Raw genomic sequence first — 23,018 nt, 5'->3', positions numbered from 1 at the left:
TTTGCCTGGCGGCAACAGCGCGGTGGTCCCACCTGACCCCATGCCGAACTCAGAAGTGAAACGCCGTAGCGCCGATGGTAGTGTGGGGTCTCCCCATGTGAGAGTAGGGAACTGCCAGGCATCAAATTAGTAGTATGGCACTGACTTTCGAGGCAGTTCACTACTCGACAGAGAGTAGGACAAAAGCGGATGCTTTTGAACGTTGCGCAGCAACGGCCCGAAGGGTGAATCACAAAGTGATTCATAAACTGCCAGGCATCAAATTAGCAGTAAACCGGGGCAATAAACCGGTTGTTGTAAAGAAATTCGGTGGAGCGGTAGTTCAGTCGGTTAGAATACCTGCCTGTCACGCAGGGGGTCGCGGGTTCGAGTCCCGTCCGTTCCGCCACTTATTAAAAGCCCTGAGCATTTGCTCAGGGCTTTTTCTTTTTCCGTCGTACTATTGTTGCTGTTTCAGCAAAAATCCTCTGCATTTATCGATCTTTTTCCCCTCTGATGCATCAGCCATAATGTTCTCAATGAGTTAACACTAAGTAAAAAAGAGGAATTTATGGCAACCCCTGCATTTGGTCTTGGAACCTTCCGTCTGAAAGATGATGTGGTTATCGCATCGGTAAAAACGGCGCTGGAACTGGGTTACCGTACGATTGATACCGCTCAGATCTATGATAACGAAGCGGCAGTTGGCCAGGCCATCGCCGAAAGCGGCGTGGCGCGTGATGAGCTGTTTATCACCACCAAGATCTGGATCGAAAACCTGAGCAAGGACGCGCTCATTGCCAGCCTGAGAGAGAGCCTGAAAAAACTGCGTACTGATTATGTCGATCTGACGCTGATCCACTGGCCTTCGCCGGGTGATGCCGTCGCCGTTGAAGAGTTTATGCCGGCGCTGCTGGAGGCTAAAGAGCTGGGGCTGACTCGCCAGATCGGGATTTCAAACTTTACGATTCCGCTGATGGAGCGCGCAATTGCCGCCGTCGGCGCTGAAAACATTGCGACCAATCAGATTGAGCTATCCCCATATCTGCAGAATCGCAAGACTGTGGATTGGGCGACAGCGCACGGTATCCATATCACATCGTACATGACGTTGGCATATGGTAAGGCACTGAAAGACGAAGTCATTTCAGGTATTGCCGCGAAGCACCGCGCAACGCCTGCACAGGTGATACTGGCCTGGGCTTTGGGAGAAGGCTACGCAGTGATCCCGTCTTCAACTAAACGTGAAAATCTGGCGAGCAACCTGAAAGCTCAGGATCTGCAGCTGGATGAGGAAGATCGTACCGCGATCGCCGCGCTGGATTGCAACGATCGTCTGGTTAGCCCGGAAGGTCTTGCCCCCGAGTGGGATTAAAATAACCCACCCTCTGTAGCCCTTGTTTAACCCTCTACAGCTCCTTCGGGAGCTGTTTTACGTGCTCGCTGAGAAAATCAATAAACGCCCTAATCCGGGTACTGACCGCTCTGTCGCTGTAGTAAACGGCGCTAAAGGGCATCTCTACCGGCAGCCGCTTGTCGGCAAGGAGCTCGACAAACTCCCCGCTCGCAATCTCTTGATTTACCATATAATCCGATAAACAGGCGATGCCGTTACCGGCCAGGCACAGCTGCTTGATGGTTTCCCCGCTATTGGAGGATATCTCGCAGCTGACTTCCAGCAGCTGACCATCGCAGCAGGAGATTGGCCAGGTATTTAGTGAAAGGGGCTCAGTAAAACCCAGGCACTGATGATCTTTAAGGCTGGCTACATCCTGCGGCGTGCCGTGGCGGGAGAGGTAGTCAGGCGAGGCGATGATTTTGCGGTAGCTGTTAAACAGCGGCCGGGCGCGCAGGCTGGAATCCGTCAACGTACCCGCGCGGATCGCAACATCAACCTTACGCTCAATCAGGTTGATGAAGGTTTCCGACGACACCAGTGCGAGGGTCATTTCTGGATAGCGCTCGCGAAAAGGCTTCACCAGCGGCATCAGAAAGTGGAGCATCACCGGGGTAGCGGCATCTACCCGCAGCAATCCTCTTGGCGTCGTCCGCGTTTCCAGAAGCTCATTTTCCGCTGCCGCCATCTCCTGAAGCACCACCTGCATACGGAGAAAGTAGCGCTCCCCTTCCTCGGTCAGGCTTAGCTGGCGAGTTGTTCGGTTAAGCAGGCTGACGCTAAGCTTTGATTCCAGCTTTTTTACCGCCCGGCTGACGGCGGAGTTTGCCTGTCCCAGCTGTTCCGCCGCCCGGCTAAAGCTTCCGCTTTCCACCACGGCGACAAAGATGGCAATCTCTTCTGATGTTGCTCTCATTATTGCACCTGTAGCAAAATTCTATTGAGACTTTGATAGTTTTTGTTATTTAAGCATCCCTGCATACTACGTGTCATCTTAATCCTGATGCTACGGAGTAAATTATGCCACTGGCACGACTTGCCTTAACTATCGGTGCCTTTGCGATTGGTACCACCGAGTTTGTAATTGTCGGCCTGGTGCCGACGATCGCCAGAACAGCTGGCTATCTCACTGCCTTCAGCGGGTCTGTTGGTTTCTATCTACGCGCTGGGCGTGGCGATCGGCGCCCCGGTGCTGACGGCGCTGACCGGCCGCATGCCGCGCAAACAGCTGCTGCTGGCACTAATGGTGCTGTTCACTGCCGGCAACCTGCTCGCCTGGCAAGCGCCGGGTTATGAAACGCTGATTTTCGCCCGCCTGCTTACCGGCCTGGCGCACGGCGTGTTCTTCTCGATTGGTTCTACCATTGCAACCAGCCTGGTGCCTAAAGAGAAGGCCGCGTCGGCGATTGCCATCATGTTTGGCGGTCTGACCGTTGCGCTGGTCACCGGGGTGCCAATTGGTACCTTTATCGGCCAGCATTTCGGCTGGCGTGAAACCTTCCTTGCGGTTTCCATTCTTGGCGTGATTGCGCTGGTGAGCAGCCTGATTTTGGTGCCGAACAATATTCCGGGTCGGGCCAGCGCCAGCCTGCGCGATCAGATGCAGGTGTTAACCCATCCGCGCTTGCTGATCATCTATGCCATTACCGCCCTGGGATATGGCGGCGTCTTCACGGCATTTACCTTCCTCGCGCCAATGATGCAGGATCTTGCCGGTTTCAGTCCGCCTGCGGTGAGCTGGATTTTACTGGGCTACGGTATTTCTGTGGCGTTGGGTAACGTCTGGGGCGGCAGGCTGGCCGACAGGCACGGAGCGGTGGCCGCACTGAAGATTATCTTTGCTGCGCTGGTTGTACTGCTGCTGGTATTCCAGCTGACGGCCAGTATCCAGTATGCCGCGCTGGCAACGGTGCTGGTGATGGGAATCGTTGCCTTCGGCAACGTGCCGGGCCTGCAGGTCTATGTCGTACAGAACGCGGAACAGTATACGCCCGGCGCCGTAGACGTTGCTTCCGGCCTTAACATCGCCGCTTTTAACGTCGGTATCGCTTTAGGTTCAGCGCTATGGCCTGGCCGAGACGCCGTGGATTGGCGCGGTGATTGTGTTGGCTGCGCTACTGCTGGTCATACTGAGTGGTCGCCTGGATAAATCTCGCCCGGCAAAGGCGGTTTCCGTCGAAGGATAAAGGTTTCTCGCGAATTGCATTGAAAGTGCATACGAAAATCCCTATAACAGAATAACCGGCCGCAGTTAGGCCGGTTTCATGTTATCGAGGTTTGATGCCTAAATTGCGAAAGAATACTTATGCTATGCGCTATGTCGCCGGACAGCCTGCGGAGAGAATTTTGCCTCCGGGGTCGTTTGCAAGCCTTAGCCATGGTTTCCCACCAGGCGTCCCCTTAAGCAGCGATGAGAAGATCCGCGTGCTGGTGTGGAATATCTTTAAACAGCAGCGGGCCGAGTGGAAGTCAGTGCTGAATAATTTCGGTAAAGATGCCCATCTGGTGCTGTTACAAGAGGCGCAAACGACGCCCGAGCTGGTCAGATTCGCCACGACCAACTATCTGGCCGCCGATCAGGTTCCCGCACTCGTTCTGCCTCAGCACCCCTCTGGCGTCATGACGCTGGCTTCGACTCATCCGGTCTACTGCTGCCCTCTGCGCGAACGCGAACCCATTTTGCGTCTGGCTAAATCGGCGCTTGTGACCGTCTACCCGCTGCCGGATATGCGTTTGCTGATGGTGGTGAACATCCATGCGGTTAACTTCAGCCTTGGGGTTGATGTCTACAGCAAACAACTGTTACCTATCGGCGACCAGATAGCGCACCACAGCGGCCCGGTTATTATGGCCGGTGATTTTAATGCCTGGAGCCGACCGCGCATGAATGCGCTCTATCGCTTTGCCCGCGAAATGTCGCTGCGCGAGGTTCGTTTTTCCGACGATCAGCGCCGCCGCACTTTTGGTCGCCCGCTCGATTTTGTGTTCTACCGGGGATTAAGCGTGCACGATGCCTCCGTGCTGGTCACCCGCGCCTCCGATCACAACCCGCTACTCGTCGAATTCAGTCCCGGCAAGCCTGATTAATTAAGGTACCTCAGGCCTGCCATGGGGCGGGCCTGCGCAAGCAAGGTGCTGCCTTTATTATTCAAACAACCGAAGGACAACACAATGACAACACGCTCCCACCATGACAACGTCGAAAAGCAGTTTGGCTCACAGGCTGGTGCTTACCTGACCAGCGCCGTACACGCATCGGGACGCGATCTACAGCGGCTGGCCGAGCGGTTGGCTGATTTCCCTGCTGCGCAGGTTCTCGATATGGGCTGCGGCGCCGGGCATGCCAGCTTTGCTGCGGCCGGGCAGGTGGCAGGGGTAACGGCATATGATTTATCCAGCCAGATGCTGGACGTTGTGGCGCAGGCCGCTCAGGAAAAGGGTTTTTCAAATATAAGGACCCAGCAGGGCTATGCGGAAACTCTGCCCTTTGCGGCGGACAGCTTTGACGTAGTGATTAGCCGCTATTCTGCCCATCACTGGCATGATGTCGGCCAGGCGCTGCGCGAGGTCAAACGCGTTCTCAAGCCGGGTGGGGTGCTGATTATTATGGACGTAATGTCACCGGGACATCCGGTTCGTGACGTGTGGCTGCAAACGGTTGAAGCGCTGCGCGATACCTCTCACGTTCGCAACTATTCCAGCGGAGAGTGGCTGGCGCTGGCGAACGATGCCGGGCTGGTCACGAATCGTTTATCGACCGATCGCCTGCCGCTGGAGTTCAGCTCATGGGTGGCGCGTATGCGTACGCCAGAGGCGCTGGTAGCAGCGATTCGCCTCTATCAGGATAGCGCATCGGCAGAGGTAAAAGCCTACTTTGCCTTACAGGACGACGGATCCTTTACCAGCGATACCATCATGTTTGAAGCGCATAAAGCGGTATAAAAAGAAAAGGCACCGGGAGACGGTGCCTTTTTTTATCAGGTATATCAGGAATCCGGCCGGTCGCTATTTTTCACAAACAGCGTGAGCTGATCGCCCGGCTTCAGGTCACCAGTGCCGCTATTCCAGCGCATCACATCACGAATATTCACGCCATGTCGTTTTGCGATGCTCGACAGCGAGTCGCCTTTGCGTACGCGATAGGTGATGCTATCGCTGTTGTTCGCAAGACGCGTCGCGCTGCTGCCGGCGCCAACTACCAGCTCCTGGCCCGCTTTCAGCCCGGATCCGCGCAGATTATTCCACTGCTGCAAATCTTTCGTCGATACGCCGAGACGTGAGGCGATCCCGGAAATCGTATCGCCTGAACGAACCTTATAGCTGCGGCTGGTCAACGGCGCGTTGGCCGCGAGCTGCGTTGGCTGTACGGCGGCAATATCGCCAGAGGCCAGAGACTCACGCAGCTGAGCGGCATGTTTCTGTGGCACCATCACGTACTTCGGCCCGTTCGCACCCAAGGTCGATCCCTTTACTCCGGCGTTGAATGTTTTCAGCTTGCCGACGGGCATTCCTGCCATATCGGCCAGCTGGCTAATATCAACCGGACTATCGAGGCGAACTCGCGCCAGCGCACGGCTTTCGTCTGCCGTCGGCAGCTTCACGCCATAGCGCTTGCTGTTTTTGAGAATATCGCTCAAAGCCAGCATCTTAGGTACGTAAATCCTGGTTTCCCGTGGTAATGAAAGAGACCAAAAATCAGTGGGCTTGCCGCGTGATTTATTCGCTTTCATTGCCTTCATTACCCGGCCTTCACCGCTATTATAAGCTGCGACGGTCAACAGCCAGTCGCCGTCAAACATCTTATTCAGACGCTGCATCATGTTCAGTGCCGCCGTAGTAGAGGCGACAACGTCACGACGCGCATCGTAGCTGCGGGTCTGTTTCAAACCATAATTGCGCCCGGTGCTCGGAATGATCTGCCAGATGCCTGCGGCATTGGCGCCAGACGTTGCATGCGGGTTAAAAGCGCTCTCCACTATGGGTAGTAATACCAGTTCCATTGGCATGTTACGTTTCTTAACTTGCCCGGCTATCCAGTACATATACGGCTCTGCCCGTAAAGTTACATCGTGGAGATAGCTCTTATTACGTAAGTACTTCTGTTTCTGTTCGCGAATCCGGGTATTTTCCGGAATTCCCATCTTTAGCTCGTCGCCTATGGAAGTCCACAGATCCTGGTCTTGCGCGTAGAAGGTTCCATCATCTAACCAGCGCGCTTGACTTGTGAACTTACCTGCTTCCCCTTGACCAGCTGCAGAAAGGCTCTGTGCGTGCTGTTGAACGTTGCCATCGTGCTTAGACGATTGGCACCCCGCCAGCAGGACAGAGACGAGTAAAATCGCTCGTGCCTTCATGTGTGTGTCAATAGTTGCTTAAAAGACGAGCAAGAATAACGGTGAAGTTCGCGAATGACAAGAGTTAAATGTCAGAAGTCATCTTTCTTTGACCTTAACCACGCGAATCGCTGCGCAGAGTGTTGCAAATTTGTTTCTTTGGATATTTCTTTAATTAAATCATCATCGTCCGTGCGTAAGAATAAATTTATACGGCGCTCATTTTTGAGAGTTACCGGTAGTGTCATTTGATTTTTCGCACGTAACTCATTAACTTTATGGTAGTAATCATTTATAGCCATATCTTGTGGCAGGATACTCAGAGCAAACTTCATGTTTGCTAAAGTATACTCATGTGCGGAACATACCAGCGTATCGTCTGGGAGCGCCGCTATTTTCTTAAGTGATTGATACATCTGCTCCGACGTCCCTTCGAAGAGTCTGCCGCAGCCGCCGGAAAACATTGTATCGCCACAAAATAGATAAGGTTCACTGTAGAAACAGATGTGTCCTAAAGTGTGACCTGGCGTGGAGAAAATAGAAAATTCGTGGCCTAAAACAACGACCCGATCGCCGTCGGCAACGAGACGCGTCGTTCCCTTATCCTGGGTTTCTGCCGGTCCGTAAACCACGATGTCGGGGAATTTTTCGCGCAGTTGTTTCACGCCGCCAACGTGATCGTGGTGGTGGTGGGTGAGAAAAATGGCCTCCGGCTGCCAGCCGCGCTCCGCGATAGCGGCCAGCACGGGCGCCGCTTCGCCAGGATCGACGATCAGACAGCGGCCGTTATCCGCGCTAAGAACCCAGATGTAGTTGTCCTGAAATGCAGGAATGCTGATAAGATTCATTTATTACCCCTAAAAGCGTAGCGGAAGGTTGCGATGAAGCCGGCAAGGATATCTCAGATAGTCACAGCGCCAGAGCATTGGTCCAGTATGCCCTGGGGCGAATACTATCGCGAATCGCTGGAGCGGCAGATGAAACCGTGGCTGGCCAAGCTATATGGCTTTCATTTACTTAAGATTGGCAATCTGAGCGCGGAAATCAACACCGAATCCTGCGCTATCTCGCATCAGGTGAACGTTTCGCTTCAGGGCACGCCGATTCAGGTTCAGGCCGATCCCCTCCATCTGCCTTTTGCCGAAAAGTCGGTTGACGCCTGCCTGCTGGCGCATACCTTGCCCTGGTGTAGCGATCCCCACCGCCTGCTGCGCGAAGCCGACAGGGTGCTGATTGATGACGGCTGGATAATTATGACCGGGTTTAACCCCGTGAGCCTGATGGGCCTGCGCAAGGTGATGCCGGTATTGCGTAAAACGGTACCGTACAGCAGCCGGATGTTTACGCTAACGCGCCAGCTGGACTGGCTGGCGCTGCTCAATTTTGAGGTGCTGCACTACGGCCGTTATCAGGTGCTGCCCTGGTCCCGACACGGCGGCAAGATGCTCAGCACTCACCTGCCGGCGCTGGGCTGCCTGCAGCTGATTGTTGCCCGCAAGCGCACGATCCCGCTCACGCTCAATCCGCTGAAGTCGGGAAAAGCGAAGACCCGGCTGCGTCAGACGGTAGGGGCCACCCGACAGTCGCGAAACGGGCAGAACTAACGTTCCGGCTGGTAACCGACATCGTCCTGGGTAGGGCTGGAGGCGGCAGCGCGCGCCAGCTCGTCGCAGCGTTCGTTTTCCGGATGACCGGCGTGCCCTTTGACCCACTCCCACTTAATCTGGTGCTGGCCAAGCGCGATGTCCAGGCGCTGCCACAGATCAACATTTTTGACCGGCTTTTTATCCGCCGTTTTCCAGCCGCGCTTTTTCCAGTTGTGGATCCACTGGGTGATCCCCTGACGCACGTACTGGCTGTCGGTGCTAAGAACGACTTCGCACTGCTCTTTCAGCGCTTCCAGCGCAACGATGGCCGCCATCATCTCCATGCGGTTGTTGGTCGTGAGGTTATAGCCTTCGCTAAAGATTTTTTCCTTCCCGCGATAGCGTAAAATAGCGCCGTAGCCGCCGGGTCCTGGATTTCCCAGGCATGAACCGTCGGTGAAAATTTCTACCTGTTTAAGCATCTCTGGTAGACTTCCTGTAATTGACATCGATATGTAAACGGCAAGTCTGACATAAATGACTGATATGAGCACTGCAATTACGCGACAGATTGTTCTCGATACTGAAACCACTGGTATGAACCAGCTTGGTGCGCATTACGAAGGACATAAAATCATCGAGATTGGTGCGGTGGAGGTGATCAACCGCCGCCTCACAGGGAATAACTTCCACGTTTATCTCAAGCCGGACCGGCTGGTGGACCCTGAAGCCTTTGGCGTTCACGGGATTGCCGATGAGTTTCTGATGGATAAGCCGGTGTTTGCTGAGGTCGCCGATGAGTTTATGGACTATATCCGCGGGGCGGAGCTGGTCATCCATAACGCCTCGTTCGATATCGGCTTTATGGACTATGAGTTCGCCAAGCTCAGGCGCGATATTCCCAAAACCAATACCTTCTGCAAGGTCACCGATAGCCTGGCGCTGGCGCGGAAAATGTTCCCCGGCAAGCGTAACAGCCTCGATGCGCTGTGCTCACGTTATGAAATAGATAACAGCAAGCGAACGCTGCACGGGGCGTTGCTCGATGCCCAAATTCTGGCCGATGTCTATCTGATGATGACCGGCGGCCAGACGACGCTGGCATTTTCGACGGAAGGCGAAGGACAGATGCAGGCAGGAGAGATCGGAATACAGCGCGTTGTTCGGGCGGCCAGCAGGCTGCGCGTCGTTTACGCCTCTGATGACGAGCTGTTAAACCATGAATCGCGGCTCGATTTGGTTCAAAAGAAAGGCGGAAGCTGCCTGTGGCGGAGCTGATACGCCGCAATACGCTGTAAAAATAGGCGGATGGGTGATTTTTACAGCAAATGGTTCAAAAGTGAAGAAAAAGCGTTGACGGAGTTAGCGGTAATCCGTAATATTCGCCTCGTTCCCAAGGGAACAGTGAAAGTGGAGCGGTAGTTCAGTCGGTTAGAATACCTGCCTGTCACGCAGGGGGTCGCGGGTTCGAGTCCCGTCCGTTCCGCCACTATTCAGAAAGCCTGAATCAGCAATGATTCAGGCTTTCGTCGTTTTAGCGACGCCATCTTATTTATTTCATATATTTCAATTGCTTGCGGACATGATGCTGCAAAACAGCCAGCATGCATGCCCCGGACAGGCCAATCATCAGCGCGCCGTTGACCGCCTCCAGCGGGCCCAGCAGTTTCCATCTGACACTCATGACCACATCGCCGTACCCCAGCGTCGCAAAATTAACGCCGGAGTGATACACCGCCTCCAGCAGCGTCGGAAACTCGCCCAGCCAGACAAACAAGACTCCCCACAGCAAAATTTGCAGCAGATTGCCCATCAAAATAATGATGATTGTCCCAAAGAGCGCCAGTACCCCGGCAAATAACCCCTCTTTGCGCTGAAACCGCTTGAGATAAAAGCGGATACACCACACGGAAACCAGCGATTGCAGCAGCATATTACACAGAATGACGGGCATGCCCGTCAGCAGCGGAAGCAACATATTACTCTCCAGGATGCGGTGCTGTTGAAGGGGAGGGCAGAGGACGCCTGCGTTCCAGGAGGGCGATACAGGCCCAACCATACAGCGCGATGATGATATACAGTGCACAACGCATGGCGGCGGCGGTCCAGACATCCTTGCCGGAGGCGCTATCCTGGATCGCCGGGCCGAAGAGGATCAGCGCGGTTATCCAGACGTTACTCCAGAAAGAGGAGGGAAAGCGGCTCACGGCCAGGCGTACCAGACGGCGGGCGACCCACAGACTTGCCAGCCCCAGCCAGAGGACCAGCATCAGCAGCGATGGCCAGAGGCTAAGGCCGAACCATAACCCCAGCGCCAGTAGCGCCCCCAGTAGCGTTGACAGCACCAGTTCTTTTCCCGATGCCTTTGTCTCAAGCGTCGTCGCCTGCTGTGCCAGCATGACGGTTTTCATCACCGCCGGGATATAAAACGTCGGGTGACTCAATGCCAGCAGCCACACCGGCAGCACAATTATCACCGCGCGTAATGCTCTGGTGTGTACTGCACTGACCGCCGGGGATGCCGGGGCGGGTGGAGCCGAATCAGGCTGTGGCAGCGGAGGGAATAGTGCCACCGCCAGGCCATTAACCAGCGTCCCGGTGATAAAGCCGATCCCCAGCATCTGCGCCAGACCGATCGCCAGTGCCTGATCGACCAGCCCGGCGACAGGAATGATTGCGACCGCCACCACCAGCAGCATCGACAGCGTAGTCTTGCCGCTCAACCCCATGATCATAAGCTGATACAGCAACAGCGCCGTGAGCAGGACGGCGGGCAAGGCATAATAGGTGAGCAGTGGCACCATCAGAACGCCGCCCACCATGGTGACGATCAGCGCACAGCCGATGACGATGCCCTTTTTCAGCGGCAATGGTTTCCCCTGGCACAGCACAATCCAGGCCATGATACAGCCGAGGTGCGGCATGGGCAGCGCGCTGGCGAAGCAGACCAGCACCGCCACTGCGGTACCTCCGCCAATCCTCAGTACTGCGCGGTCTGCGTTATGCATGATTCACCTTAATAGAGCCAGGAGAACAGGCTCATTAGGCGGATATAGAGCGAGCCCAGAGCGTTGAGCAACCAGCTGGTGCTGGTGTACACCACGATATCGGCCTGCCCACCAACCCGCAGGCTGGTGGACGGGGGCATATCATTGCTGACAAAAGCAATCTTGACCGGAAAGCGTTGCGCCTGGCGGAGCCAGTCGCGGTTGTTCTCCACCGTGGGGAGCACGCCAGGCGGTTGGGTTTGTGAGGCATTGACGCCATAGCCGATGCTGACGATCTCCCCTTTGAAAAGCTGCCCTGGCATGCTGTCGAGCAGAATAGCCACCTCGTTGCCGGGCCGGATATGTCCGAGATTATTTTCGGTCATGTCGGCATTGATCCAGACATCATTGATGGCGATCAGCGTCATGACCGGGGCGCCAGCTCCCACAAACTGGCCGACTTCGCTGCGTAAATCGGTAATCAGCCCGCCGCTGCCGGCGAGCACGGTGCTTTTTTTGCGGTCCAGCTCGGCTTTACGCACCGTTGCGATGGCGCTTAACAGCTGCGAGTTGTCATCTCCGGCAGCGCCAGCGGCTTCGATGGCCCGGCGCACGTCGGCGCTCGCGGCGGCCATCTGGCTGCGTGCGGTCTCCCGGGTGGCCTGGGCAATTTCGAGGCGACGTACGGAAATGGTGCCGGGGTCTTCACGGTAGAGTCGCTCCTGGCGCTCGGCATCTTTGGCGGCATTCTGGTAAGCGGTGGTGGCGGCCTGCAGACCGGCCTCTGCCGCCACGACGCTTTGGTTACCGGCTTTCACCGAACTGAGCACCGTGGTGTAGTCCGAGCGCGCCCGCGCCAGGGCGATATCATAGGGCTCTGGGTCAATTTCAAATAACGGCTCACCTTCGTTAACCCGCTGATTGTCCCGAACATAGACCTTCTTGATCTGCCCAGTGACTTCTGCCGCCACCGGGATCACGAAGGCCTGGACCCTGGCCTGAGAGGTATAGGGCGTCAGCCTGTCGGTGACTAAATATCCGCACAAGAGCAACACGATCAGGATAACCAGGCCGATAGCCGTGCGGCGGCTGGCCCGGCCCGCTGAAGAGGATGAGGCATTCATGGCGAAAAACCTTCTGTAGGGGCGGTGGCGGAAGGAAGCGGGGTATTCAGCAGCGGCAGCCAGTTATCACGTTGGCGCAGGTGCGATTCAGTTTCGGCATCGACGAGCGGGCGCTCTCGCCCTTTTTCCCATCCGCCGCCCAGCGCTTTATACAGGGCTATCAGGTCGCGCATCGCCGCGCCGCGGCTGCTGACCAGGCGTTCTTGTTGGTTGAACAGCGCGCGCTGCGAATCGAGCACGCGCTGAAAATCGGCCATTCCCTCACGGTATTGCGTGTTGGCAATCGCCAGAGAGCGGCTGGCGGCGCTCCCCGTCTGGATCAGCAAGGCGATCTCATCTTTATCATTGGCGTAGGCAATGGCCGCATCATCGACCTCGCGGGCGGCCTGAAAGACGGTATCGCGATAGCGTTCGTGAAGCTGAAGAAAGCGGGCATCCTGCACCAGCACCTGATTGCCGAGCCTGCCGCGATCCAGCAGGTTCCAGCTGAAGGTCGGCCCGACCGCCCAGCTCAGCGTGCTATTGGTCTGCGTTTGCCCGCCGATCCCGACGCTGCCGATTAGCGAAATCGACGGGTAAAGCTCGCTTTCCGCGACGCCGATCAGCGCCGACTGGGCAGCCAGCTGACGTTCCGCGGCCCTGACATCGGGGCGACGACGCAGCAGATCGGCCGGAATTTCGGAGACTAAAGCGAGTTCTCCCAGCGGGATCTCGCCGGTCCGGGTTGCCATCTCAGGCAGCGGGCCCGGTTTACGTGCCAGTAGCGCGCCCAGGGCATTCTGACTTTGCGCCAGGGCGGTTTCCAACTGGGGAAGGGTGGAGAGCGTCGAGAGGTATTGCGTTTTTGCCTGCTGGACGTCCAGCTCAGCGCTGTTGCCGCTGAGGAATAACCGTTCGGTGATCTGCAGACTGCGCTGCTGGATCTTCGCGTTGCTGCGGGTAATTTGCAGCCGGGCTTCCAGCATGCGGATATTGACGTACCACTGTGCCACCTGGGCGGCCATCAGCACCTGAATATCGTCGTATTGTGCGAGGGTGGCAAAATAGCTGGCGTCAGCGGACTCGACGCCGCGCTGAAACTTGCCCCAGAAGTCAATTTCCCACCCGAGGTTAACGCCGGCGCTGTAGCGACTTCCCGAGCGGTAATCGCCTGAGCGTTGCTGCCCGGTGCGAAGCAGATCGCCGCTGGCGATCGTCGCCTGCGGCCCCAGTAAACTCTCCGCGATACCCAGCTGCGCCCGGGATTCAAGCAGGCGCAAACCGGCGATTTTCACATCCGGGTTTTTGCGCAAGGCCTCGTTGATCAGCGCCGTCAGGGTTGGATCGTTGAGCTGAGTCCACCACTGGGCGTAATCGGCGTAGGTTGAGCGGGAGGTGACCCGCTGCGTCGCCGGTTGCCATTGCGTCAGCTCCGGCGTTTTCGGCGGATGATAGTCAGGCCCCAGCGTCGTGCATGCGCTGATGAGAAGGCAGGCGCCTCCGGTGAACAGGAGGCGCCTGGCATGGCCGTCACGGGGCATCTTTGTCGTCCGGTATGACGACGGTCTGGCTATCGGCAATCTGCCCGTCGTCGACCCAGGACATGAAGATACGGTAGCCAAGAGAGAGCAAGGTCGCGCCAATAAACATCCCGAGAATACCGCTGGCGGCCATTCCCCCTAAGGCGCCTAACAGTACCACCGGCATAGGAGCATCAACGCCGCGGCCGAGCATCAGCGGTTTCAGAACGTTATCGGCCATCCCGGCAATAATCAGCAAAACGGTATAGACGATATCCATGACGGTGCCGTGATCGCCGAAGCTCCACATCAGAGCGATGGCCGGTGCCGTCACCAGAATCACCGGAATCTGGGCGATCCCAAGGATCAGCGCCAGCACAAAGAAGATCCCCACCGCCGGAATGCCCGCCACGATCATCAGCACGCCCACCAGCAGCGCCTGGATCAGCGCGACGCCGATGACGCCCTGGGCCACCGCGCGAATGGTGCTGGAGCACAATTTCACTAATGACTGGCCCTTTCTCTCATCCGTCAGGCGGATGGCAATGCGCCTGGCACTGTTCGCACCGGCAGCGCCCCACGCCATGATGATACCGGCCACGATAAACGAGAGAATAAAGCCCAGGATACCTCCGCCCATGCTGGCAAGCACGCTGAGGATGCCTTTGGCGACGTCGCCGATTTGGGTGCGGTAGTTGCTAATCAGCCCCGGTAGATCGCTGGAAGCTTTCAACCACAGCGCACTTATTTTTTCCCCGACGATAGGTATGGTGGCGACTTTTTCAGGCGGTGGCGGAACGGCGAAGGATTGACCGCTAAGTTTATCGATCATCGCGCTGGCGCTCTCGACGAGGGAGCTAATCATCAGCACCGTTGGCGCGACGATCAGCACTATGCCGAGCAGCACAATCAGCGTCGAGGCCCAGCCCTGTTTCCCGCCCAACTTCGCGGCAAAATACTGGTGCAGCGGATAGAGCGTGACCGCCAGAATGACGGCCCAGAGCATCATATTCAGAAACGGAGAAAATACGGTATAGCAGAAGGAGGCTAATGCCAGGATAAGCCCAAACCGAATGAACATATCCAAAAAACGGGCAACCAGTCTTTTTTCAACAATAAGCAGATTATCATTTTCCATGATGGTTTGTTCTCGCTGAGAATGCGCATACAACCGCTCCGGCCAGTTTTACAAACCAGGCCAGTATTTGAGATGGAATCGTTTAAAAGTTGCTGAAAGTTATTTGAAAATCGCTCTTGTTATTGTTGAATTTTATCCATTTTATTAGTGTAGAACAGAAAATAATCCTGCCAGAAAAATATTCTTTATCCTCAGAGAAGGCCTCTGAACGAGAATGTCCGGGGGCCTGGGGCGAAATAAATAATAAAGGAAAACAAGATGCTGGTGGGGGCATACATTTATTGCCCGCGTATTCAGCAGCGTCGTGTTAACGGGGCGGAAGAGTGTCCCCCTCGATAACGAGGGGGAGGGGAATTAATTCAGGCTAAACGGATCGGCATCCTGCCAGGCGGGGAATTTTTCGCGATACTCGTTGAGGGCGGTGAGCGAAAGCTCTGCATCGAGGCGTGTAGCCAGATGAGGCTCTGCCGTTGCCAGAATTTCTCCCTGCGGGCTGATAATGCGGCTATCGCCCCGATAGTGGTGGCCATTACCGTCGGTACCGACCCGATTGCAGCCGGCGACGTAGGCCTGGTTTTCAATGGCCCGGGCGACCAGCAGCGACTGCCAGTGCAGCGAGCGCGGCGCCGGCCAGTTGGCCACGTACAGCGCTAAATCGTAGTCGTTATGGTTGCGTGACCACACCGGGAAGCGCAGGTCGTAGCAAACCAGCGGCAGGATCCGCCAGCCGCGCCACTCGAAGACGACCCGCTCGCTGCCGGCCGTATAATGATGGTGCTCTTCGGCCATCCGGAACAGGTGCCGCTTATCATAAAAATGGGTTTTACCGCCGGGATCCACCAGCAGGAAGCGGTTAACCGGGCCGCGTTCGGTTTGTAGCGCAGCGCTACCCGCGATGAGGGCATTGGTCTGCAGCGCTTTCGCCCGCATCCATTCAATGACCTCTTCCTGCGGCAGCGACTGCTGAGCGGCTTCCATCGCGAAGCCGGTGGTGAACATTTCAGGCAAAACAATCAGATCGCGCCCGCTGACGCCTTCCAGCTGGCGATCGAAATGGCGCAGGTTGGCGGGACCGTCCATCCACACCAGCGGTTGTTGCAGTAGCGTAATTTTCAAGCCAGGCACAGTGGTGAACTCCATTATCATTAGGCTGTTATAGTCACTTTAACACCATATCAGTCTCTGGATAGTCAGCGGAATATTTTGTTAAAAAAATGCTAATGCTGGAAACGATTTGTGCGCTGCCAGAGGGCAGAGGGAGTAAAGCGGGGCAAAAAAGAGGCGGAGGAAATCCCCCGCCCCGATCGTGATGTGATTAATTTATTATTCAGGCCGCTTCAATCTTGCGGACTTTCTCCGGCAGCTTTACCGGCCGGGTGGCCAGCTCATCCGGGGCGAAGTCGTCAACGTTGATGCTGCGCAGGCGGCTGGCCTCCGCTCGGGTAAGAACGGTGGCTTCTTCCTGATTGATTAACCCTTTCGCCAGCGCGTTGCGGGCCAGTTCATCAAGGCGCGTAAACGGCAGGTTTTTGCCCAGCTCCTTACAGATACGCTGATGAATTGGGTCGGCGGCCATGACGTCCAGCAGCGCTTCTTCCAGCAGACCGACCGGGTTGTGCTCGCTCGGGGTCAGGTACTGGCCGCGGCCAATGCGCGAACGCGTTGCGCTCGGGATCTGCAGAATTTTGGCGACCTTATGGTCCAGCTTATCGGACGGCGCGTCGTAGTGGCGGCCGGTCGGGAAGATGGCAACGCGCATGACGCCTGCGACAAAGCGGTTCGGGAAGTTTTTCAGCAGGTCGTCAATGGCCTGCTCCGCCTGATACAGCGCATCCTGAACGCCCCAGTGAACCAGCGGCAGATCGGCTTCGTTACGTCCCTCATCGTCATAGCGTTTCAGCACCGCAGAGGCGAGGTACAGCTGGCTTAAAACGTCGCCCAGTCGTGCGGAAATACGCTCGCGACGCTTCAGGCTGCCGCCCAGTACCGCCATTGAGACGTCGGACAGCAGCGCCAGGTTCGCGCTCAGGCGGTTCATATGCTGGTAGTAACGGCGGGTCGCGTCGCGGGTTGGCGTGCTGCTGGTTAGCCCGCGGGTCAGGCCCAGCCAGAAGCTGCGGACCTTATTGCTGCCGACGTGACCGATGTGTTTGAACAGCAGCTTGTCGAAAGCGTCAACGTCGTTGTTCTGCGCGGCGGCCATTTCGTCCAGCACGTAAGGATGGCAGCGGATTGCGCCCTGACCGAAGATCATCATGCTGCGGGTCAGTATGTTGGCGCCTTCGACGGTGATGGCGATCGGCGCCCCTTGATAGGCGCGGGCGAGGAAGTTGCCTTCACCCAGCATGATGCCTTTTCCGCCGGTGATATCCATTGCGTCGATGATTGAACGCTGGCCGCGGTGCGTGCAGTGATACTTCACGATAGCTGACAGAACCGCCGGCTTCTCACCCAGCATGATGCCATAGGTAATCAGCGACGCGGCGGCGTCCATCACGTAGGCGTTACCCGCAATACGCGCCAGCGGCTCTTCGATACCTTCCATTTTACCGATGGAGATCTTGAACTGGCGGCGAATATGGGCATAGGCGCCGGTGGCCATCGCCACGGACTTCAGGCCGCCGGTAGCGTTTGACGGCAAGGTGATCCCGCGACCTACGGACAGGCACTCCACCAGCATCCGCCAGCCCTGGCCGGCCATCGTTGGGCCGCCGATGATGTAGTCGATTGGGACAAAGATATCTTTACCCTGGGTCGGCCCGTTCTGGAACGGTACGTTAAGCGGGAAGTGGCGGCGGCCAATTTCAACCCCAGGGGTCGAGGTTGGGATCAGCGCGCAGGTGATGCCCAGCTCCTCTTCTCCCCCCAGCAGGCGATCGGGGTCGGAGAGTTTAAACGCCAGCCCCAGTACGGTGGCGATTGGCGCCAGGGTAATGTAGCGCTTGTTCCAGGTCAGGCGCATGCCCAGAACCTGTTCGCCCTGCCATTCGCCCATGCACACCACGCCGGTATCCGGAATGGCGCCGGCGTCGGAGCCCGCTTCCGGGCTGGTCAGCGCAAAGCAGGGGATCTCCTGACCACGCGCGAGGCGCGGCAGATAGTGATTTTTCTGTTCATCGGTGCCGTAATGCTGCAGCAGCTCGCCCGGGCCTAAAGAGTTAGGCACGCCCACGGTAATCGCCAGGATACCGGAAACGCCGGACATTTTTTGCAGCACGCGGGACTGAGCGTAGGCGGAGAACTCCAGACCGCCGTACTCTTTCTTAATGATCATCGCAAAGAAGCGATGCTCTTTCAGAAAGGCCCACAGCTGCGGAGGCAGGTCGGCCATTTCGTGGGTAATTTCAAAATCGTTCGCCATGCGGCAGGCTTCTTCCACCGGGCCGTCGATAAACGCCTGCTCTTCGGCAGTCAGGCGCGGCTGCGGATAGTTATGCAGCTTCTGCCAGTCCGGGTTACCGCGAAACAGATCGCCTTCCCACCAGGTGGTTCCCGCATCGATAGCTTCTTTTTCCGTCCGCGACATCGGCGGCATCACCTTGCGGAATGCGCGGAATGCGGGCGCTGAAAAAATAGATTTACGCATCGGCGCTAAGTTAAACGGCAGCAGGACGATCGCTAACGGCAGCAGCAGCCAGATATTCCACAGCCCGGCCACGCTAAGCGCGGCGGTCCAGGCGAGCAAAATCGCGCTGCTGAGCAGGAGATTGATTCGGTGATAGAAGAGCGCACCGAGTAGAACAACGGTTGCAACAATACTCAAAATCATCATAACGAAATGCTCCCTGTCTTGTAGGAGGTCTGACCACTTGTGATGATATGGTTGTAGTGGATGTAATTTGTTTTAGCAATGTGTTTACAAAATAATTACAACCTTGCTCACATTGTTGTACGTAAATGCGGCACGTAAAAGCAAAACCTCAGGGGATAACAGCGCCTGCTGCTTCTCGCTTTAGCGGCTATCCGGTACACTGCCAGGGTTATTCCACCAATACTGAAGGATTATCCTCATGTACCAGGATCTTATTCGTAACGAACTGAACGAAGCAGCGGAAACGCTGGCTAACTTTCTGCAGGACGAAGCTAATATTCACGCTATCCAGCGTGCCGCGGTGCTGCTGGCAGATAGCTTTAAGACGGGCGGTAAAGTCCTTTCCTGCGGTAACGGCGGTTCCCACTGCGATGCGATGCATTTCGCCGAAGAACTGACCGGGCGCTATCGTGAAAACCGTCCGGGCTACCCGGCCATTGCGATTTCAGACGTCAGCCACCTTTCCTGCGTCAGCAATGATTTTGGCTATGAGTACGTTTTCTCCCGCTACGTTGAGTCGGTTGGCCGCGCCGGTGACGTGCTGCTGGGGATCTCCACCTCCGGTAACTCTGGTAACGTTATCAAAGCGATCGAGGCCGCCCGCGCGCAGGGGATGAAGGTGATCACCCTGACTGGTAAAGACGGCGGTAAAATGGCCGGCTCCGCCGATGTTGAAATTCGCGTGCCGCATTTTGGCTATGCCGACCGTATTCAGGAAATTCACATTAAAGTGATTCATATTCTGATTATGCTGATCGAAAAAGAGATGGTTAAAGCTTAACAGGCCGTATTGCTGGCGGTGTTGAACCCCGGGCAGCGCTCAATCTCCTTGCGTACCTCAGGTACGATCCGGTTTTTGCGCGCTGACCGCGTTCAGGCTGGCTGACGTAGTAACGCCTTTGGTATTTAAGCCGCGTGGTATGAGGTGAGATATGTGCGAACTGCTCGGGATGAGCGCGAATGTGCCAACAGATATTTGCTTTAGCTTTACCGGGCTGGTTCAGCGCGGGGGCGGCACCGGGCCGCATAAAGACGGTTGGGGCATCACCTTCTATGAAGGCAAAGGCTGTCGCACATTTAAAGATCCGCAGCCCAGCTTTCAGTCGCCCATCGCTAAGCTGGTGCAGGACTATCCCATCAAATCCTGCTCGGTCATCGCCCATATTCGCCAGGCTAATCGCGGCATCGTGGCGCTGGAAAATACGCATCCCTTTACCCGAGAACTGTGGGGACGCAACTGGACCTACGCGCATAACGGCCAGCTGGAGGGATATGAGTCTCTCGATACGGGAAATCTTCATCCGGTCGGCGAAACCGACAGCGAAAAGGCTTTCTGCTGGCTGCTGCATCGCCTGACCGAACGCTATCCTGGCACCCCTGACTCGATGCCTGAAGTCTTCAGCTATATTGCTGAGCTGGCGGGCGAGTTGCGGGAGAAAGGGGTCTTTAACATGCTGCTCTCCGACGGGCGTTACGTGATGGCGTACTGCTCGACGAACCTGTACTGGATTACGCGGCGGGCGCCGTTTGGCGTTGCGACGCTGCTGGATCAGGATGTGGAAATCGACTTTCAACGCGAGACCACACCGAACGATGTGGTCTCCGTTATCGCCACTCAGCCGCTAACCGGCAATGAGACCTGGAATAAAATCATGCCGGGCGAGTGGGCGCTATTTTGCCTGGGGGACCGTGTAGTTTGACGCCAGCTGCGGCTGAATAACTTCATGGCTAAGCGGCTTGCTGACCACGTAGCGGCCGTCCATTACCGAGATAACCGGTGGCTTGTGGGTTTGCTGGAAATAGTCGTAGCCTGGCTTCAGCTGTTTCCAGAAGTCCGCGTAGTAGGAGTATTTGTGACGCTCCATGTTGGCGTTGGTCATGCGGAAAGGATAAATGCTGACCTGCACGTTTGACTGACCAAACACCAGCGCGCCGGTCACGAACTGGAAAATCTCATCAATGCCGGTATCGGTCATGGCATAGCAGCCGACAGAGACGCAGGCGCCGTGGATCATCAGGTACTTACCTTCATAGCCATGCGCGCGATCGTAGGCGTTGGGGAAGCCGATATTAATGGCTTTATAGAAGCGGCTGTCCGGTTTTAGCTGGCTACGCGCCACGTTGTAAAATCCTTCCGGACTCTTGAAGTCGCCCTGACGCTGCTTGGGTCCTAGCCCGCCGGAGTAGTTACAGATCCGGTAGCTGTCGAGAAGTTGCCAGGTTTCGCCCATTTTGACGTAAAGATCGAGCGTTCGCTCCTCTTTAAAGATCTCAATATAGACCGGGGAACCCATCAATTGCTGTTTGTATTCTTTGCTAACCGGCGTCGTCGAGCTGTTATTGCTGAGAAGCCCAGCAAATGAAACGCACGGCAACAGAAGCATCGCAATAAATAATGCGATTTTGCGCATACTGCTTGTTCCTTGATAAAACAAAAACCACATTGCCAGGACGGCAAGAGACCCAAAATCAGAGTTTTCTGGATTTAGAGCGCTCACATTAGCATCACGGCAATTTTTCGCAAGCGCGGCGTATCGCGTTTACAATTTAGTTGTCCTTTATAACGAATCTGGCGGCAAAGTGCAGTCAGAACTTTGCGCAATAGCTCGCATTTTAGAGCCGCGTAACGGGGTTTACCTACAGTAACTGCTCACAAAATGTTACACTTGTGGAGCTTAGTAATCAGGGTAAGAAAGGATGCTTCTCTCCCGTCTTGTGAATGAGCAGGACCTTCGCCTTTCCTTTCTTTCTCTGACTTTCCATTAATGTTGCTGGCCGCGGCCTGATGCCGGGGTTTAGATAACGGACACCTACTAACGATATGATTAAAATAAAAAAAGGGCTGGATTTGCCCATAGCTGGCATACCAATGCAGCAGATGACTTCTCAGATTGCAGTCAAACGCGTTGCGCTGTTGGGCGAGGAGTACGTCGGTATGCGCCCCTCAATGGCGGTTCAGGAAGGCGACCGGGTGCAGAAAGGCCAGCCGCTGTTCGAAGATAAAAAGAACCCTGGCGTCCATTTTACCGCGCCTGCGAGCGGCGTGATCGGCGCGATTCACCGCGGCGAACGCCGGGTACTGCAGTCGGTGGTGATTGATGTCGACGGCAACGACGCGGTGCAGTTTCCCCGCTATGCGCCGGACGACCTTGCCGAATTGTCGCGTGAGGTTGTACAGCGTCAGCTGCTGGCCTCCGGCCAGTGGACGGCGCTGCGCACCCGTCCATTCAGCAAAACGCCGGTGCCGGGCAGCGTGCCGGCGGCGATTTTCGTCACCGCAATGGATACCAACCCGCTGGCCGCCGAGCCGCAGCCCATTATTCTCGCCCAGCGCGAGGCCTTTGACGCCGGCCTGACGCTACTGACCATCTTAACTGACGGCAAGGTTCACGTGTGCCAGGCCAGCGGCGGTAAGCTCGGCGGCCATCGTTCAGGGCAGGTCACTTTCAACCAGTTCTCCGGCCCGCATCCGGCGGGGTTGGCGGGAACCCACATCCACTTCCTCGAACCGGTAAGCCTGACAAAACAGGTCTGGCACCTGAATTATCAAGATGTTATCGCCATCGGGCGGCTGTTCCTTGACGGAGAGCTTTACAGCGATCGCGTGATCGCGCTTGGCGGCCCGCAGGTTAAAGAGCCGCGGTTGGTGCAAACCTGCTGCGGTGCCAGCCTTGATGAGCTGCTGGCAGATGGGCTGATGGCCGGCGAAAATCGCGTGATTTCCGGCTCCGTCCTTAGCGGGACCCGAGCCTTTGGACCCTATGCTTTCCTCGGCCGCTTCCATCTGCAGGTCAGCGTGGTAAAAGAAGGGCGCGACAAAGAGCTGTTTGGCTGGGTGATGCCGGGGAAAGATAAATTCTCCATCACGCGTACTACCTTAGGGCATTTCCTGACGCGTAAATTATTCAACTTTTCGACCGATACCCACGGCGGTGAGCGCTCGATGGTGCCGATTGGCAACTATGAAAGGGTGATGCCGCTGGACATTCTGCCTACCGTACTGCTGCGCGATCTGCTGGCGGGTGATACCGAAAGCGCGCAGGCGCTGGGCTGCCTGGAGCTGGATGAAGAAGATCTCGCACTTTGCACCTACGTGTGCCCAGGCAAGTATGAATATGGTCCGGCGCTGCGCAGCGTGTTAACCCAGATTGAGCAGGAAGGATAG

General features: G+C 56.3%; 20 protein-coding genes, 2 tRNA genes, 1 rRNA gene and 1 pseudogene. 12 read left to right on the top strand and 12 right to left on the bottom strand.

Annotated elements, in window-relative coordinates:
* Window positions 1–4: 4 nt before the first annotated feature.
* The 3 genes from rrf (at window position 5) to dkgB (ending at window position 1,354) form a co-directional block, all read left to right on the top strand.
* A 5S ribosomal RNA gene (rrf, locus tag GVK32_RS24655) occupies window positions 5–120 on the top strand.
* Window positions 121–311: 191 nt separating this feature from the next.
* Window positions 312–388, top strand: a tRNA-Asp gene (locus tag GVK32_RS24650).
* A 162-nt stretch (window positions 389–550) separates the two neighbouring features.
* Window positions 551–1,354 carry a 2,5-didehydrogluconate reductase DkgB gene (gene dkgB, locus GVK32_RS24645; RefSeq protein WP_159873212.1) on the top strand — a complete coding sequence of 268 codons (804 nt, stop codon included), beginning with the start codon at window positions 551–553 and terminating at the stop codon, window positions 1,352–1,354.
* Between the two features lie 34 nt (window positions 1,355–1,388).
* Here the strand turns inward: dkgB and yafC are convergent, their stop codons facing one another.
* Entirely contained in the window at window positions 1,389–2,291 is a 903-nt protein-coding gene (gene yafC / locus GVK32_RS24640) for a DNA-binding transcriptional regulator YafC (protein ID WP_159873214.1), read from the bottom strand.
* A 104-nt stretch (window positions 2,292–2,395) separates the two neighbouring features.
* Here yafC and GVK32_RS24635 point away from each other — a divergent pair.
* The 3 genes and pseudogenes from GVK32_RS24635 to GVK32_RS24625 all read left to right on the top strand — a co-directional run bounded on the left by GVK32_RS24635 (window position 2,396) and on the right by GVK32_RS24625 (window position 5,317).
* A pseudogene (locus GVK32_RS24635) lies at window positions 2,396–3,561 on the top strand (MFS transporter).
* A 103-nt stretch (window positions 3,562–3,664) separates the two neighbouring features.
* On the top strand, window positions 3,665–4,462 hold the full coding sequence (locus GVK32_RS24630; protein ID WP_115194019.1) for an endonuclease/exonuclease/phosphatase family protein: 798 nt from the start codon (window positions 3,665–3,667) through the stop codon (window positions 4,460–4,462).
* Between the two features lie 84 nt (window positions 4,463–4,546).
* Entirely contained in the window at window positions 4,547–5,317 is a 771-nt protein-coding gene (locus GVK32_RS24625) for a class I SAM-dependent methyltransferase (RefSeq protein WP_159873216.1), read from the top strand.
* Window positions 5,318–5,361: 44 nt separating this feature from the next.
* On the opposite strand, the gene mltD is transcribed toward GVK32_RS24625, so the two are convergent.
* Window positions 5,362–6,729: a murein transglycosylase D gene (gene mltD / locus GVK32_RS24620; RefSeq protein ID WP_159873218.1), complete on the bottom strand. Its 1,368-nt coding sequence runs from the start codon at window positions 6,727–6,729 to the stop codon at window positions 5,362–5,364.
* A 71-nt stretch (window positions 6,730–6,800) separates the two neighbouring features.
* Complete coding sequence (gene gloB, locus GVK32_RS24615; protein ID WP_159873220.1) at window positions 6,801–7,556, bottom strand: hydroxyacylglutathione hydrolase; 756 nt, start codon at window positions 7,554–7,556, stop codon at window positions 6,801–6,803.
* Window positions 7,557–7,589: 33 nt separating this feature from the next.
* Here gloB and GVK32_RS24610 point away from each other — a divergent pair, with 33 nt between their 5' ends.
* Window positions 7,590–8,312: a class I SAM-dependent methyltransferase gene (locus tag GVK32_RS24610; protein ID WP_159873222.1), complete on the top strand. Its 723-nt coding sequence runs from the start codon at window positions 7,590–7,592 to the stop codon at window positions 8,310–8,312.
* Here GVK32_RS24610 and rnhA read toward each other — a convergent pair.
* On the bottom strand, window positions 8,309–8,887 hold the full coding sequence (rnhA, locus tag GVK32_RS24605; RefSeq protein WP_165973098.1) for a ribonuclease HI: 579 nt from the start codon (window positions 8,885–8,887) through the stop codon (window positions 8,309–8,311). The genes GVK32_RS24610 and rnhA overlap by 4 nt on opposite strands.
* Between rnhA and dnaQ the strand changes: the two genes are divergently transcribed.
* Complete coding sequence (gene dnaQ / locus GVK32_RS24600) at window positions 8,841–9,572, top strand: DNA polymerase III subunit epsilon (RefSeq protein ID WP_200842937.1); 732 nt, start codon at window positions 8,841–8,843, stop codon at window positions 9,570–9,572. The two genes, rnhA and dnaQ, sit on opposite strands and share 47 nt — an antisense overlap.
* Before the next feature lie 134 nt (window positions 9,573–9,706).
* Window positions 9,707–9,783: transfer RNA gene (locus tag GVK32_RS24595), tRNA-Asp, on the top strand.
* Window positions 9,784–9,846: 63 nt separating this feature from the next.
* On the opposite strand, the gene GVK32_RS24590 is transcribed toward GVK32_RS24595, so the two are convergent.
* From GVK32_RS24590 to fadE, 7 genes are all read right to left on the bottom strand, one after another.
* Window positions 9,847–10,272 carry an ion channel gene (locus GVK32_RS24590; protein WP_159873226.1) on the bottom strand — a complete coding sequence of 142 codons (426 nt, stop codon included), beginning with the start codon at window positions 10,270–10,272 and terminating at the stop codon, window positions 9,847–9,849.
* A 1-nt stretch (window position 10,273) separates the two neighbouring features.
* Entirely contained in the window at window positions 10,274–11,302 is a 1,029-nt protein-coding gene (locus GVK32_RS24585) for a DUF2955 domain-containing protein (protein WP_159873228.1), read from the bottom strand.
* A gap of 8 nt (window positions 11,303–11,310) precedes the next feature.
* Window positions 11,311–12,405, bottom strand: a complete 1,095-nt coding sequence (locus GVK32_RS24580) for an HlyD family secretion protein (RefSeq protein WP_159873230.1) — start codon at window positions 12,403–12,405, stop codon at window positions 11,311–11,313.
* Entirely contained in the window at window positions 12,402–13,925 is a 1,524-nt protein-coding gene (locus GVK32_RS24575; RefSeq protein ID WP_159873232.1) for an efflux transporter outer membrane subunit, read from the bottom strand. Before GVK32_RS24575 ends, GVK32_RS24580 begins: the two co-directional genes overlap by 4 nt.
* Window positions 13,915–15,042: an AI-2E family transporter gene (locus tag GVK32_RS24570; RefSeq protein ID WP_159873234.1), complete on the bottom strand. Its 1,128-nt coding sequence runs from the start codon at window positions 15,040–15,042 to the stop codon at window positions 13,915–13,917. The genes GVK32_RS24575 and GVK32_RS24570 overlap by 11 nt, the downstream gene beginning before the upstream one ends.
* 354 nt (window positions 15,043–15,396) lie before the next feature.
* Entirely contained in the window at window positions 15,397–16,167 is a 771-nt protein-coding gene (locus GVK32_RS24565; RefSeq protein WP_159873236.1) for an amidohydrolase, read from the bottom strand.
* A gap of 202 nt (window positions 16,168–16,369) precedes the next feature.
* Window positions 16,370–18,814 carry an acyl-CoA dehydrogenase FadE gene (fadE, locus tag GVK32_RS24560; RefSeq protein WP_159873238.1) on the bottom strand — a complete coding sequence of 815 codons (2,445 nt, stop codon included), beginning with the start codon at window positions 18,812–18,814 and terminating at the stop codon, window positions 16,370–16,372.
* Between the two features lie 238 nt (window positions 18,815–19,052).
* Between fadE and lpcA the strand changes: the two genes are divergently transcribed.
* Both lpcA and GVK32_RS24550 read left to right on the top strand, forming a co-directional pair.
* Window positions 19,053–19,634 (top strand): D-sedoheptulose 7-phosphate isomerase, encoded by a 582-nt coding sequence (lpcA, locus tag GVK32_RS24555; RefSeq protein WP_159873240.1) that lies wholly within the window; start codon window positions 19,053–19,055, stop codon window positions 19,632–19,634.
* Between the two features lie 151 nt (window positions 19,635–19,785).
* Window positions 19,786–20,553 carry a class II glutamine amidotransferase gene (locus GVK32_RS24550; protein WP_159873242.1) on the top strand — a complete coding sequence of 256 codons (768 nt, stop codon included), beginning with the start codon at window positions 19,786–19,788 and terminating at the stop codon, window positions 20,551–20,553.
* Here GVK32_RS24550 and dpaA read toward each other — a convergent pair.
* The gene (dpaA, locus tag GVK32_RS24545) at window positions 20,524–21,264 is read right to left on the bottom strand and encodes a peptidoglycan meso-diaminopimelic acid protein amidase (RefSeq protein WP_159873244.1); all 741 of its coding nucleotides are present in this window, start codon (window positions 21,262–21,264) and stop codon (window positions 20,524–20,526) included. The genes GVK32_RS24550 and dpaA overlap by 30 nt on opposite strands.
* Before the next feature lie 410 nt (window positions 21,265–21,674).
* Here dpaA and GVK32_RS24540 point away from each other — a divergent pair, with 410 nt between their 5' ends.
* A complete protein-coding gene (locus GVK32_RS24540; protein ID WP_159873246.1) occupies window positions 21,675–23,018 on the top strand; it encodes a Na(+)-translocating NADH-quinone reductase subunit A in 1,344 nt (447 codons plus the stop codon).

Origin of the sequence: Klebsiella sp. 18074 (assembly GCF_902705905.1) — a bacterium.
GTDB classification, from domain to species: Bacteria; Pseudomonadota; Gammaproteobacteria; order Enterobacterales; family Enterobacteriaceae; genus Klebsiella; species Klebsiella terrigena.
Note: the sequence above shows the minus strand (reverse complement) of the source record. Positions and strands in the feature narration are given on the sequence as shown.

Coding starts and splice junctions, on each gene's coding strand:
- GVK32_RS24570 (WP_159873234.1), bottom strand. CDS start 15,042: ATGGAAAATGATAATCTGCTTATTGTTGAAAAAAGACTGGTTGCCCGT.
- GVK32_RS24550 (WP_159873242.1), top strand. CDS start 19,786: ATGTGCGAACTGCTCGGGATGAGCGCGAATGTGCCAACAGATATTTGC.
- GVK32_RS24590 (WP_159873226.1), bottom strand. CDS start 10,272: ATGTTGCTTCCGCTGCTGACGGGCATGCCCGTCATTCTGTGTAATATG.
- dnaQ (WP_200842937.1), top strand. CDS start 8,841: ATGAGCACTGCAATTACGCGACAGATTGTTCTCGATACTGAAACCACT.
- GVK32_RS24625 (WP_159873216.1), top strand. CDS start 4,547: ATGACAACACGCTCCCACCATGACAACGTCGAAAAGCAGTTTGGCTCA.
- mltD (WP_159873218.1), bottom strand. CDS start 6,729: ATGAAGGCACGAGCGATTTTACTCGTCTCTGTCCTGCTGGCGGGGTGC.
- dkgB (WP_159873212.1), top strand. CDS start 551: ATGGCAACCCCTGCATTTGGTCTTGGAACCTTCCGTCTGAAAGATGAT.
- dpaA (WP_159873244.1), bottom strand. CDS start 21,264: ATGCGCAAAATCGCATTATTTATTGCGATGCTTCTGTTGCCGTGCGTT.
- lpcA (WP_159873240.1), top strand. CDS start 19,053: ATGTACCAGGATCTTATTCGTAACGAACTGAACGAAGCAGCGGAAACG.
- GVK32_RS24580 (WP_159873230.1), bottom strand. CDS start 12,405: ATGAATGCCTCATCCTCTTCAGCGGGCCGGGCCAGCCGCCGCACGGCT.
- fadE (WP_159873238.1), bottom strand. CDS start 18,814: ATGATGATTTTGAGTATTGTTGCAACCGTTGTTCTACTCGGTGCGCTC.
- GVK32_RS24575 (WP_159873232.1), bottom strand. CDS start 13,925: ATGCCCCGTGACGGCCATGCCAGGCGCCTCCTGTTCACCGGAGGCGCC.
- GVK32_RS24610 (WP_159873222.1), top strand. CDS start 7,590: ATGAAGCCGGCAAGGATATCTCAGATAGTCACAGCGCCAGAGCATTGG.
- yafC (WP_159873214.1), bottom strand. CDS start 2,291: ATGAGAGCAACATCAGAAGAGATTGCCATCTTTGTCGCCGTGGTGGAA.
- GVK32_RS24540 (WP_159873246.1), top strand. CDS start 21,675: ATGATTAAAATAAAAAAAGGGCTGGATTTGCCCATAGCTGGCATACCA.
- GVK32_RS24585 (WP_159873228.1), bottom strand. CDS start 11,302: ATGCATAACGCAGACCGCGCAGTACTGAGGATTGGCGGAGGTACCGCA.
- gloB (WP_159873220.1), bottom strand. CDS start 7,556: ATGAATCTTATCAGCATTCCTGCATTTCAGGACAACTACATCTGGGTT.